This is a genomic window from Achromobacter sp. Root565 (assembly GCF_001427425.1).
In the GTDB taxonomy this organism is placed as follows: Bacteria; Pseudomonadota; Gammaproteobacteria; order Burkholderiales; family Burkholderiaceae_B; genus Achromobacter; species Achromobacter spanius_D.
This window is the reverse complement of sequence record NZ_LMGO01000006.1, coordinates 189,789-202,042: the sequence shown is the minus strand read 5'-3', so window position 1 is coordinate 202,042 and position 12,254 is coordinate 189,789. Positions and strand designations below refer to the sequence as shown.

15 protein-coding genes are annotated in these 12,254 nt (G+C 67.8%); all 15 read left to right on the top strand.

Annotation, left to right across the window (positions count from 1 at the left end; all coding sequences use genetic code 11):
* Entirely contained in the window at window positions 1-870 is an 870-nt protein-coding gene (locus tag ASD71_RS22360; protein ID WP_056569900.1) for a 3-keto-5-aminohexanoate cleavage protein, read from the top strand.
* Window positions 871-1,108: 238 nt separating this feature from the next.
* Window positions 1,109-1,267 (top strand): periplasmic nitrate reductase, NapE protein, encoded by a 159-nt coding sequence (napE, locus tag ASD71_RS22355; RefSeq protein WP_056569899.1) that lies wholly within the window; start codon window positions 1,109-1,111, stop codon window positions 1,265-1,267.
* Window positions 1,267-1,608, top strand: a complete 342-nt coding sequence (locus ASD71_RS22350) for a chaperone NapD (RefSeq protein ID WP_056569898.1) — start codon at window positions 1,267-1,269, stop codon at window positions 1,606-1,608. The genes napE and ASD71_RS22350 overlap by 1 nt, the downstream gene beginning before the upstream one ends.
* Window positions 1,592-4,087: a periplasmic nitrate reductase subunit alpha gene (gene napA / locus ASD71_RS22345; RefSeq protein ID WP_056569897.1), complete on the top strand. Its 2,496-nt coding sequence runs from the start codon at window positions 1,592-1,594 to the stop codon at window positions 4,085-4,087. The genes ASD71_RS22350 and napA overlap by 17 nt, the downstream gene beginning before the upstream one ends.
* Before the next feature lie 19 nt (window positions 4,088-4,106).
* Complete coding sequence (locus ASD71_RS22340) at window positions 4,107-4,583, top strand: nitrate reductase cytochrome c-type subunit (RefSeq protein WP_056569896.1); 477 nt, start codon at window positions 4,107-4,109, stop codon at window positions 4,581-4,583.
* A 16-nt stretch (window positions 4,584-4,599) separates the two neighbouring features.
* Entirely contained in the window at window positions 4,600-5,238 is a 639-nt protein-coding gene (locus tag ASD71_RS22335) for a cytochrome c3 family protein (protein WP_056569895.1), read from the top strand.
* Window positions 5,225-5,899 carry a heme ABC exporter ATP-binding protein CcmA gene (gene ccmA, locus ASD71_RS22330; protein WP_056569893.1) on the top strand — a complete coding sequence of 225 codons (675 nt, stop codon included), beginning with the start codon at window positions 5,225-5,227 and terminating at the stop codon, window positions 5,897-5,899. The genes ASD71_RS22335 and ccmA overlap by 14 nt, the downstream gene beginning before the upstream one ends.
* Entirely contained in the window at window positions 5,865-6,530 is a 666-nt protein-coding gene (ccmB, locus tag ASD71_RS22325) for a heme exporter protein CcmB (protein WP_056569892.1), read from the top strand. The genes ccmA and ccmB overlap by 35 nt, the downstream gene beginning before the upstream one ends.
* A gap of 8 nt (window positions 6,531-6,538) precedes the next feature.
* A complete protein-coding gene (gene ccmC / locus ASD71_RS22320; RefSeq protein WP_235512292.1) occupies window positions 6,539-7,375 on the top strand; it encodes a heme ABC transporter permease CcmC in 837 nt (278 codons plus the stop codon).
* A complete protein-coding gene (gene ccmD, locus ASD71_RS22315) occupies window positions 7,372-7,551 on the top strand; it encodes a heme exporter protein CcmD (protein WP_056569891.1) in 180 nt (59 codons plus the stop codon). The genes ccmC and ccmD overlap by 4 nt, the downstream gene beginning before the upstream one ends.
* Window positions 7,551-8,009 (top strand): cytochrome c maturation protein CcmE, encoded by a 459-nt coding sequence (gene ccmE / locus ASD71_RS22310; RefSeq protein ID WP_056569889.1) that lies wholly within the window; start codon window positions 7,551-7,553, stop codon window positions 8,007-8,009. Before ccmD ends, ccmE begins: the two co-directional genes overlap by 1 nt.
* Entirely contained in the window at window positions 8,006-10,018 is a 2,013-nt protein-coding gene (locus ASD71_RS22305) for a heme lyase CcmF/NrfE family subunit (protein ID WP_056569887.1), read from the top strand. Before ccmE ends, ASD71_RS22305 begins: the two co-directional genes overlap by 4 nt.
* Window positions 10,018-10,539, top strand: coding sequence for a DsbE family thiol:disulfide interchange protein (locus ASD71_RS22300; protein WP_056569886.1), 522 nt, complete (start codon window positions 10,018-10,020; stop codon window positions 10,537-10,539). The genes ASD71_RS22305 and ASD71_RS22300 overlap by 1 nt, the downstream gene beginning before the upstream one ends.
* A gap of 5 nt (window positions 10,540-10,544) precedes the next feature.
* Entirely contained in the window at window positions 10,545-11,015 is a 471-nt protein-coding gene (locus ASD71_RS22295) for a cytochrome c-type biogenesis protein (RefSeq protein ID WP_082579037.1), read from the top strand.
* Window positions 11,012-12,247 (top strand): c-type cytochrome biogenesis protein CcmI, encoded by a 1,236-nt coding sequence (ccmI, locus tag ASD71_RS22290; RefSeq protein ID WP_056569885.1) that lies wholly within the window; start codon window positions 11,012-11,014, stop codon window positions 12,245-12,247. The genes ASD71_RS22295 and ccmI overlap by 4 nt, the downstream gene beginning before the upstream one ends.
* The last annotated feature ends 7 nt before the right edge of the window (window positions 12,248-12,254 follow it).

The window sequence follows — 12,254 nt, the reverse complement described above, 5'->3', positions numbered from 1 at the left end:
ATGCCTACCTCCGACTTCGTGGCTGGGTCCCTGCCCCGCGCCGCCCTGGCCGACTCTCCCGTCATCATTACCGTCGCGCCCAACGGCGCCTACAAGAAGGCAGCCGATCACCCCGCCGTGCCGCTGACCGCGGAGGCGCTGGCCGCCGAGGCTCGCGCATGCCTGGACGCCGGCGCCGCGATGATGCACATGCATGTCAGAAAGCCCGACGGCAGCCATCTGCTGGACGCGCAGGCGTACCGCGACGCGCTCGCAGCGGTGCAGCGCGCGGTTGGCGACGACCTGCTGGTGCAGGTGACCAGCGAGGCGGCGGGCGTCTATCAGGCGGCCGAGCAGATCGCCATGGTGCGCGAATTGCAGCCCGAAGCCGTCTCCATCGGCCTGCGCGAAATTGCCGTGCCCGGCATTCCGGAAGCGGAGCTGGCGGCCTTCCTGGCGTGGCTGGCCGAGCGGCGCATCATGACGCAGATCATCCTGTACGACGAAGCGGACGTGCGCCGCTGGCTGTCGCTGCGCGCGCGCGGGCTGGTGCCGCCGGGCGCCTGGTCGGTGCTGTTCGTGCTGGGACGCTACAGCGCGGGACAGACGTCGTCGGCCTACGATCTGCTGCCGTTCCTGGCCGCGTACGATCATTCGTTGCCCTGGGCGATCTGCGCCTTCGGTCCCGAGGAAAACGCCTGCGTCACGACCGCGGCGGCCTTTGGGGGCCACATGCGCGTGGGCTTCGAAAACAACCTGAAACTGCGCGACGGGTCGGTGGCGCCGGACAACGCGGCGCTGGTCGCCCAGGCCGCGCAAGGCGCGCGGGCGCTGGGCCGGCCGCTGGCGACGGCGGCGGACGCGCGGCGCATCTACGGCGCGATCGGTTAACGCATCGGCGGTTGACCCGCTCCGGACTAATTTGCAACGGGTTAATGGGCGGCCGGCGATCCGGCGGCCGGCGACGCGGCGGCTGGCGACCCAACGGCCGGTCCCCCGCCCCCCCCGACCTCTCCGACATTATTTCGCTGTGTTGCAACATTGACGCAGCGCAAGCTCATCTGCTACAAACTTTCGCATCCGTACGTTTAACGCAATACCCCTACAAGTTTCTGCTGCGAGGTGGTGTGTGCAAGACGAATCCGATGGCTACACAAAAGCCCAGGAACTGCGAAGTTTCCTATTCCTGACGGCAGTCATGGCCCCGGTGTTGGCAGTGATCATCGTGGCCGGGTACGGTTTTGCGGTCTGGATCTACCAGATGTTCGCGGGCCCCCCGGGAAGCTGATGCAAAGCCTGCGCCCCCCCTTCCCCCCCAGTCAGCCCGCCCCCGCGCCCTGTAGCGCGGCGCCCGAGCTGCACATCGCCAGCATGGTGGTGCATGCCGCCCCGCGCCGGCTGGCTGACGTGCGCGGCGCGATCCTCGCGATCGCAGGCGCGGAAATCCACGGCGCTTCCGAGACCGGCAAGCTGGTCGTCACCCTGGAAGCTCCCTCTACCGAAGACATGCTTGCGCAGATCGCCGAGATCCAGCGGCTGGATGGCGTGCTGGCGTCGGCGCTGGTGTATCAGCATTCCGACACGCTTGCCGCGATGAATGAGGAGATTGACGATGTCCATGGCTCGTAGAGAGTTCATCAAGCAATCTGCCGCCGCCGCTGCCGCCACGGTAGCCGGCATCCCCATCGTGGGCTACACACAGAACATCGTGACCGAATCGGAAGCGGCCAAGCTGAAGTGGTCGAAGGCGCCCTGTAGGTTCTGCGGGACCGGCTGCGGCGTGAACGTCGCGGTGAAGGACAACCAGGTCGTGGCAACGCACGGCGACTTCAACGCCGAGGTCAACCGCGGCCTGAACTGCGTGAAGGGCTATTTCCTGTCCAAGATCATGTACGGCAACGACCGGCTGACGACGCCGCTGCTGCGCATGAAGGACGGCAAGTACGCCAAGGACGGCGAGCTGGCGCCGGTGTCCTGGGACCAGGCGTTCGACGTCATGGCCGAACAGTTCAAGCGCGTGCTCAAGGACAAGGGCCCTGAGGCCGTCGGCATGTTCGGCTCGGGCCAGTGGACCATCTGGGAAGGTTACGCCGCGCTCAAGCTGATGAAGGCGGGGTTTCGCACCAACAACCTCGATCCGAACGCGCGGCACTGCATGGCGTCGGCGGCGGTGGGTTTCATCCGCACCTTTGGCGCCGACGAGCCCATGGGCTGCTATGACGACATTGAGAACGCCGACGCCTTCGTGCTGTGGGGCGCGAACATGGCCGAAATGCACCCGATCCTGTGGACGCGCGTGACCGACAGGCGGTTGAGCAAGCCCAATACCAAAGTGGTGGTGCTGTCCACCTTCGAGAACCGGTCGTATGAATTGGCAGACATCTCGCTGACGTTCACGCCGCAGACCGACCTGGCGATCCTGAACTACATCGCCAACCACATCATCAAGACCAAGCGCGTCAATCGCGAGTTCGTTGACGAGCACACCCGGTTTCTGGAAGGCAATACCGACATCGGCTACGGCCTGCGTCCTGAGCACCCGCTGCAGAAGGCCGCCAAGAACGCCAACAACGCTGGCGGCTCGCGCCCGATCACTTACGACGAATACGCGAAGTTCGTCTCCAAGTACGACCTGGAATACACCGCCAAACTGACCGGCGTGCCAAAGCGGAATCTGGAAGCGCTGGCCGAGCTGTACGCCGATCCGAAGATCCGCGTCATGTCGTTCTGGACCATGGGTTTCAACCAGCACACACGCGGCGTGTGGGCGAACAATCTGGTCTACAACATCCATCTGCTGACGGGCAAGATCTCCACGCCGGGCAACAGCCCGTTCTCCCTGACGGGCCAGCCGTCCGCCTGCGGCACGGCGCGCGAGGTGGGCACGTTCTCGCATCGCCTGCCCGCGGATCTGGTCGTGACCAACCCGAAGCACCGGGCGCGCGCCGAAGAGGTCTGGGGGCTGCCCGACGGGACCATCCCCGAGAAGGTCGGCGCGCACGCCGTCCTGCAGAACCGCATGCTGAAGGACGGCACCATCAACGCCTACTGGGTGATGGTCAACAACAACATGCAGGCCGCGGCCAACATGTTGAACGAGGGCTATCCCGGCTACCGCAATCCGGCGAATTTCATCGTGGTGTCCGACGCCTATCCGACGGTGACCACGATATCGGCCGATCTGGTGCTGCCCACCGCCATGTGGGTGGAAAAGGAAGGCGCCTACGGCAACGCCGAGCGCCGCACGCAGTTCTGGCACCAGTTGGTCAACGCGCCCAGCGGCGCGCGGTCGGACCTGTGGCAACTGATGGAGTTCTCCAAGCGCTTCACGACCGACGAGGTCTGGCCCGCGGACCTGCTGGCCAAAAAGCCCGAGCTGCGGGGCAAGACCCTCTTTCAGGTGCTGTACGAAAACGGCAAGGTCAACAAGTTTCCGAACACGGAGCTGGACCCGGAGTACGCCAACGACGAGGCCAAGGCGTTCGGCTTCTACGTGCAGAAGGGGCTCTTCGAGGAATATGCGGAGTTCGGCCGCGGCCATGGCCACGATCTGGCGCCCTTTGACACCTATCACCAGGTGCGCGGGCTGCGCTGGCCCGTGGTGGACGGGGTCGAGACGCGCTGGCGCTATCGCGAAAAGGCGGATCCCTATGTGAAGGTGGGTTCCGGCTTCAATTTCTATGGCAACCCGGACGGCAAGGCCAACATCTATGCCCTGCCCTACGAGCCGCCGCCCGAAGTGCCGGACGAGGAATACCCCTTCTGGCTGTCCACTGGCCGCGTGCTGGAGCATTGGCATTCGGGTTCGATGACGCGGCGCGTACCGGAGCTGTACCGCGCCTTTCCCGACGCGGTCTGTTTCATGCACCCGGACGATGCGCAGGCCATGGGGCTGCGGCGCGGCGTACTGGTGGAGATTGCGTCGCGGCGCGGCAAGATGCAGACCCGGCTGGAAACGCGCGGACGCAACAAGCCGCCGCGCGGCCTGGTGTTCGTGCCCTGGTTCGACGCCGGCCAACTGATCAACAAGGTCACGCTCGACGCCACCGATCCGATCTCGTTCCAGACCGACTTCAAGAAGTGCGCGGTCAAGATCACCAAGGCTTGACGGCCCGACGGAGACGCTCATGAACATTCGCGCCACTTCGATCGCCCTGGTCTTTCTGATCGGCGCAAACGCCTGGGCGGCGCCGACCGATCCGATGATCGATCCCATGCGGGGGCCGACGCCCCTGACCGAGTCGGCCACGCCGCCCCTGATGCCGCCGGTGGAAAACCGCGACGTGCGGCGCATGCGCACCTATTCGATGCAGCCGCCCACCATTCCGCACAAGATCGACGGTTACCAGATCGACAAGAACTTCAACCGCTGTCTGGCCTGTCACGCGCGGGTCAACACCGAGCAGACCCAGGCGGTCCCGCTGAGCGTGACGCACTATATGGACCGCGACAGCAACGTGCTGGCCGAAGTGTCGCCGCGCCGCTACTTCTGTCTGCAGTGCCACGTGCCGCAAACGGAGGCCAAGCCGCTGGTCCCGAACAATTTCCAGGACATCGACGTGATCCTCAAGCGCCTCTCCGCTCCGGCGCCCGACAAGAAGTAAGGGACAGGAGCCCGTCATGGTCAAGCTCATCAAGCGTTACTGGAACATCATCCGGCGGCCCAGTGTGCACTTCAGCCTGGGCTTTCTGACCGTGGGCGGGTTCATCGGCGGCATCCTGTTCTGGGGCGCGTTCAACACCGCCATGGAGCTGACGAACACCGAGAAGTTCTGCACCGGCTGCCATGAAATGCGCGACAACGTGTACTCGGAGCTGAAGGGCACGATCCACTTCACCAATCGTTCCGGCGTGCGTGCGCTGTGCTCCGACTGCCACGTGCCCCACAACTGGACCGACAAGATCGCCCGCAAAATGCAGGCGTCCAAGGAAGTCTGGGGCAAGATCTTCGGCACGATCGACACGCGCGAGAAGTTCGTCGACAAGCGGCTGGAACTGGCGCAGCACGAATGGGCGCGCTTCAAGGCGAACGACTCGCTGGAATGCCGCAACTGCCACAACTACGAGTACATGGACTTCACCCGCCAGAGCGTGCGGGCGCAGAACATGCACTCGACCTACCTGGCCGACCGGTCCAAGACCTGCATCGACTGCCACAAGGGCATCGCCCACACGCTGCCGCACATTCCGCCGGGCCAGACCTCCGAAGCGACGCCGCCGGCCAGGGCGTCCAACGAGGTGGCCAATGCGGCCCGCTGACGCGCCGCTGCCGGTGCTGAGCGCGCGCGGGCTGGTCAGCCGGCGCGGCGGCACCGGCGCGCTGGATTTTGAACTGCACGCCGGGCAGTTGTTGAACGTGCAAGGAGCCAACGGCAGCGGCAAGACCAGCCTCTTGCGCATGCTGGCCGGCCTGCTGCGGCCCTTGGACGGCGGCATCTTCGACCCGGACGGCGACATCCGCCGCGATCCCGCGGCGCACTTTGCGCGCACGGCGTATCTGGGACACGGGAACGGCCTGTCGGGCGACCTGACCGCGCTGGAAAACCTGCGGTGCAACCTGCACGTGGCCGGCACGCCGCGGCACGACGACGCGATCGCCGCCTGCCTTGACGACTGGCGCCTGGGCGCCTGCCTGCACACGCCCGCCGCGCGCCTGTCGCAGGGCCAGGGCCGCAGGCTGGCGCTGGCCGCCGTGGTGCTGGGCGCCAAGCCGCTGTGGCTGCTGGACGAGCCCGACGCCGGCCTGGACGCGGCCAGTCTGGAACAACTGGCGCAGGCGCTTGGCGCACACCTGGCCGCGGGCGGCGCAGCCGTCGTCGCCTCGCACCGCGCGCCCGGCACCCCTGCCCATCACACCCAAACCCTGAACATGGATGACTACGCGGATGCTGGCAACGCTGTCTCAGTTGGCATTGCGTGAAGTCCGGCTGGCCTGGCGTCGACCGGCGGACACGCTGGGCGCGACGCTGTTCTTCATCGTCACGGGTTCGCTGTTTCCGCTGGCGGTGGGACCGGATCCCGTGCTGCTGCTGGCGATCGGCCCGGGCGTCTTGTGGGTTTGCGCGCTGCTCGGCATTCTGCTGAGCCTGCATCGCCCCTTTGCGCAGGACTACGACAACGGCGCGCTGGAACAGCTGCTGGTGTCGCCGCATCCGCTGCCGCTGCTGGTGGGCGTGAAGCTGGGCGCGCACTGGTTCAGCACCTGCGTGCCGCTGATTCTCGCCAGCCCGGTGCTGGCGCTGCAGTTTGGCCTGTCGCCGCATGCCATCGGCGTTCTGGTGCTGTCCCTGCTGCTGGGTACGCCGACGCTCGCGCTGGTGGGCGGCCTGGGCGCGGCGCTGACGCTGGGCCTGCGCGGCGGCGCGCTGCTGCCGCTGGTGGTGCTCCCGCTGTACGTGCCGGTGCTGATCTTCGGCGCGGGCGCCGTGTCGGCCACGCACGCCGGCCTGGGCGCGGGGCCGCAGCTTTCGCTGCTGGGCGCCGGCCTGTGCCTGGCGATTCTGCTTTGCCCCTGGAGCGCGTCGGCGGCGCTGCGCGTGGCGCTGGACTGAGGTTACCGATGCACAATCCCTCCACCTTCGACTCCCCCCACGCCGCGCCCGCGCGATCGACGTGGCTGCGCTTCGCGTCGCCCGCGCTGTTCTATCCGCTGGCCGGGCGGATGATTCCCTTTCTGGGCGCGGGCGCCGCCCTCTTTGCGGCGGTCGGGCTTTACACGGGGCTGGTGGTCGCGCCTGTCGACAGCCAGCAGGGCGAGGTCTATCGCATCCTGTTCATCCACGTGGCCGCGGCCTGGATGTCGATGTTCCTGTACCTGGTGATGGCGGGCTATGCAGCGCTGGGCCTCATCTTCAATACGCGCCTGTCGTTCATGATGATGCGCGCGCTGGCGCCCACTGGCGCGATCTTCACCTTCCTGACGCTGTGGACGGGTGCGCTGTGGGGCAAGCCCACGTGGGGCACGTGGTGGGTGTGGGACGCGCGGCTCACGTCCGAGCTGATTCTGCTGTTCCTGTACTTGGGCTTCATGGCGCTGCAGGCCGCTACCGACGACACGCAGCGCGCGGACCGGGGCGGCGCGATCCTGCTGCTGGCGGGCGTGGTCAATGTGCCGATCATCTATTTCTCGGTGCAGTGGTGGAGCACGCTGCATCAGGGCGCGTCGATCAATCTGACAACGGCCCCGAGCATGGCGCGCATCATGGTGACCGCGATGCTGCTGATGGTGGCGGCGTTCTGGCTGTACAGCGCGGCGGTCGCGCTGGCGCGCGTGCGCGGGATCATTGCAGAGCGCGAGCCGGGCGCCGTCCAGAAGATCGGCGGACAGATAGGCGGCGGGCAGCCGGGCGCGCCGGCGGGCGGCTCGCGGCGCGGCGCCCGGACGGAGGCGCCATGAGCTGGGACGTCCTCTTTTCGCTGCAAGGCCATGGGCCGTACATCCTGGGCGCCTACGGCGTCACGTTTCTGCTGATGGCGTGGGAAGTGCTGGCGCTGTGGCGGCGCGCGCGCCGAAGCGGCCGGCGGCAGGAAAATGTGAGCAGCCCCGCCCGTGACGCAGGAAGGACGCGCTGATGAGCCCGCGCAAGCGCCGCGCGTTCGCCGTCGTGGGCGGCCTCGTGCTACTGGGCCTGGCTACCGCGCTGGTGCTCAACGCCCTGCAATCGAATCTGGTGTTCTTCTTCAGCCCGACGCAGGTCATCGCACGCGAGGCGCCCGCCAGCGGCAGCTTTCGCGTCGGAGGCCTGGTCGAACAAGGCTCGCTGCGGCGCGAGACCGACGGCCTGACGCTGCGCTTTGCCGTGACCGACACCGCCCACGCCGTGCCCGTCACCTATCAGGGCTTGCTGCCGGACCTGTTCCGCGAGGGCAAGGGCGTGGTGGTGGCCGGCAAGATGGGCGCGGACGGCGTGTTCCGCGCCACCGAAGTGCTGGCCAAGCACGACGAAAACTACATGCCGCCCGAAGCAGCCGATGCCATCAAGAAGGCGGAGCAACGGGCTGCCTCCACCTTGCAGACGGAGGCGCGATGATCCCCGAAATCGGCCTCTTCGCGCTGATCCTCGCGCTGCTGATGGCGCTGGCGCAGGGCGTCCTGCCGCTCCTCGGCGCAGCCTCCGGCTGGCAGGCGGGACTGCGCGTGGCGCGGCCTGCGGCCATCGGGCAGTTCGGCCTGACGACGCTCGCCTTCGCCTGCCTGGCGTGGGCCTTCGTGCATAACGACTTTTCGGTCCTGTACGTGGCCGCGAATTCCCACGCGGACCTGCCGGCTGGCTACCGCTTCGCGGCGGTCTGGGGCGGGCATGAAGGGTCGCTGCTGCTGTGGCAGCTCCTGCTGACCGCGTGGACGCTGGCCGTGGCGCTGTGCAGCAAGCGGCTGCCCTTGGCTTTCGTGGGCCGCGTGCTGGCAGTGATGGGCTGGATCAGCGTCGGCCTGCTGCTGTTCATGCTGTTCCTGTCCAACCCGTTCGAGCGCCTGATTCCGGCCGCGATGGCCGGCCGCGACCTGAACCCGCTGTTGCAGGATCCCGGCATGATCGTGCATCCGCCCATGCTGTACATGGGCTACGTCGGCTTTTCGGTGGCGTTCGCGTTTGCCATCGCAGCGCTCCTGTCGGGCGAACTGGACGCGATGTGGGCGCGCTGGGTGCGGCCATGGACGCTGGCCGCATGGACGTTCCTGACCATCGGCATCCTGCTGGGCAGCGCTTGGGCGTACTACGTGCTGGGCTGGGGTGGCTGGTGGTTCTGGGACCCTGTCGAGAACGCGTCCTTCATGCCCTGGCTGGCGGGCACCGCGCTTATCCATTCGCTGATCGTCACCGAGCGGCGCGGCGCGTTCCGAAGCTGGACGGTGCTGCTGGCCATCTGCACGTTTTCGCTGAGCATCCTGGGCACGTTCCTCGTGCGCTCGGGCGTGCTGACCTCGGTCCATGCCTTCGCGGTGGATCCCGGGCGCGGGCTGTACATCCTTGCGTTCATGACGGTGATCGTGGGCGGTTCGCTCGCCCTGTACGCCTGGCGCGCGCCAACGGTCGGGCTGGGCGGCGGCTTTTCACTGCTGTCGCGTGAATCGCTGCTGCTGTCCAACAACGTCGTGCTCACGGTCGCCGCAGGTTCCGTGCTGCTGGGCACGTTGTATCCCGTCGTGCTGGATGTGCTGGAGTGGGGCAAGATCTCCATCGGCCCGCCCTACTTCGAAGCCGTGTTCGTGCCGCTCATGACGCCCGCGATCTTCCTGATGGGCGTGGGCCCGATCGCCCGCTGGAAACAGGCAGAGCTCCCCGACCTGGGCAAGCGCCTGCGCGTGGCCTTTGCGGTGAGCGTGCTGACGGCAGTGCTCGTGCCGCTGGCGATGCCCGGCGCTTCGCGCTTTGGATCGCCGATGATCATGCTGGGCCTGTGGCTGGCCGCGTGGTCGGTCGCCAGCGCCGCGGCGCACGCGTGGCAACGCCTGACGGACGGCGACGGCGACGTGCTGCGGCGGCTGACCCGCCAGCCGCGCTCGTGGTACGGCATGCTGCTGGCGCATGCGGGCATCGGCGTCTTCATCGCGGGCGTCACGCTGGCCAACGGCTATGAGGTCAAACGCGAGCTGCGCGTTGACGTGGGCGCCACGCAGGAAGCCGGCGGCTACCAGTTCACGTTTGCCGGCATCGGCCCGGCCACCGGTCCCAACTACACCGCGCAGCGTGCTGTGTTCCATGTCGTGCGCGATGGCAAGCCCGTGGTGACGCTGTATCCCGAAAAGCGCCACTACACCGTGCAGGACATGGCGCTCAGCCAGGCCGACATCGACACCGGCTTTACGCGCGACCTTTTCGTGGCGCTGGGCGAGCCCGTGGCCGACAACGCCTGGACCGTGCGCATCCAGGTCAAGCCCTTCATGACCTGGATCTGGACCGGCTGCATCCTGATGGCGCTGGGCGGCCTGCTGGCCGCGGGCGACGGACGCTACCGGCGCGCGCGCGAGGCGCAGGCGCGCAAGGACGCGCAAGCCGCCCAGCCCGAAACCGCCGGCGCGGCGCGAGAGGGCTACTGATGCTGCGCTATCTGCTGCCGCTTGCCGTGTTCCTGGCCATGGCCGTGTTTCTTGCGAAGGGGCTGTCGCGCGATCCGCGCGCGGTGCCGTCGGCAATGATTGACAAGCCCGCGCCCGCCATCGGCCTGCCGGATCTGCTGGAACCCGGCAAGACACTGGACGTGGAATCGCAGCGGGGCAAGGTGTGGCTGCTGAACGTGTGGGCCTCGTGGTGCGGACCGTGCAAGGACGAATTGCCCGTGCTGCGCGAGGTCGCGCAGCGCCATGGCATTGCGCTGTTTGGCCTGAACTACAAGGACAAGCCCGACGAGGCGCGGCAGTGGCTGGCGCGCAATGGCAATCCCTACGTCGCGTCCGCCAGCGATGTCGACGGGCGCGTGGGCATCGAGTACGGCGTCTACGGCGTGCCCGAGACGTTCGTGATCGACGGCGACGGCCGCATCCGGTACAAGCATCTGGGCCTCATCACGCCGGAGCTGTGGCGCACGCGGCTGCAACCCGTCATCGAGGCGCTGCAATGACCGCAATGCGCGCCCTGCCCCTGCGGCTTCTGCTCTGCCTGCTGCTGGCGATGCAGTTGTCCCCGGCAATCCTGCACGCCGCACCCACGCCGGGGCCCGTGCTGTCCACCGACCAGGAACAGCGCGCCGACAAGCTCGCACACGGCCTGCGTTGCCTCGTCTGCCAGAACCAGACCCTGGCCGAGTCCAACGCGCCCCTCGCCCTGGACATGCGCAAGCTCATCCGCGGTCAACTTGCCGAAGGCAAGACTGACGCCGAGATCATGCGCTTCTTCGAAGACCGCTACGGCGACTTCGTGCGGTACGACCCGCCCTTCAAGCCGATCACCTGGCTGCTGTGGGTGGGTCCGTTCGCGCTGCTGGCGGTGGGCTTCCTGGTGCTGGTGCGAACGCTCAAGCGCCGCACCGGCGCGCGCGCACCGCTGACCGCGGACGAACGCGCCCGCGCCGCCCGCTTCCTGGATTCCGGCTCATGACCACGCTCTGGCTCATCGTCCTGGCCCTGCTCCTGGCCACGTTGTTGTGTCTCGTGCCGCCGCTGCTGCGCCGCACGCCGGCCGCGGAAACCGCCTCGGATGCCAGCGTGCGCGCCTTCTACCTGGCGCAACGCGAGCAGCTCCGGCGCGATCTGGACCATGGCGCCCTCAGCCCGCAAGCGTACGCCCGCGCCGACGAAGAGCTGCAACGCGATCTGCTGCAGGACCTGGCGATGCGCCGCGATCCCCGCGCGCGGTTGGGCGGCCAGCGCGCCAGCATTGCCGCGGCGTGCGTGCTGACGGTGGCCGTCCCGGTGGCCGCCGTGCTGTTGTATGGGCAGTTGGGCAATCCGCGCGCGGCGGCCACGATCGCCATGTCGCAAACGCCCGAACCGCACGCACAGGAGGCGGACAACGACATGGCGCTGGCAATCAACGCGCTGGCTCAGCGGCTGCGCGCCTCGCCCGATGACGCCGACGGCTGGTACATGCTGGCCCGCTCCTACGAAACGCTGGGCCGCTACAACGATGCCATTGCCGCGTATCAAGAGGTGTTGCGGCTGGTGCCCGGCCAGCCCGTGGTGCTGGCGGATCTGGCCGACGCGCTGCTGTCGGCGCGGAAGGGACAGCCCGACGAGGACTCCGTCGCAGCCGTTGCGCAGGCGTTGCAGGCCGAGCCGGATCAGCCCAAGGCGCTGGCGCTGGCCGGCATGATGGCCATGCGCCGCGGCGACGCCGCCGAGGCGCTGACGCACTGGGAACGGTTGCAGAGGCTGCTGCCGGCAGACTCGGACGCGGCGCGGCAGATCCAGACGAATATCGCGCAGGCGCGCGCCATGGCGACGGCCGCCTCAACGTCCGCGCCTTCAGCCGTCACACCGTCCTCGCCCGCCCGTATCGCCGGTCAGGCCCGCATTGCTGAAGCCCTGCGCGGCCAGGTTGCGCCGAACGACACCGTCTTCATCCTGGCACGTCCCATGGAGGGATCCCGCATGCCCGTCGCCATCCTGAAGATGCAGGTCGCGGACCTGCCCCGGGCCTTCGTCCTGGACGACAGTACCGCCATGTCGCCGGACGCGACGCTGTCCAAGGCGGGCAAGGTGCGCGTGGAGATCCGCGTCAGCCGCTCGGGCAACGCTGCCGCCCAGTCCGGAGACTTGAGCGGCGTGCTGACGGACGTGGGTCCCCGCGCCGACGGGCTGGAACTGGTGGCTGACACCGTCGTGCGCTGACCCGCTT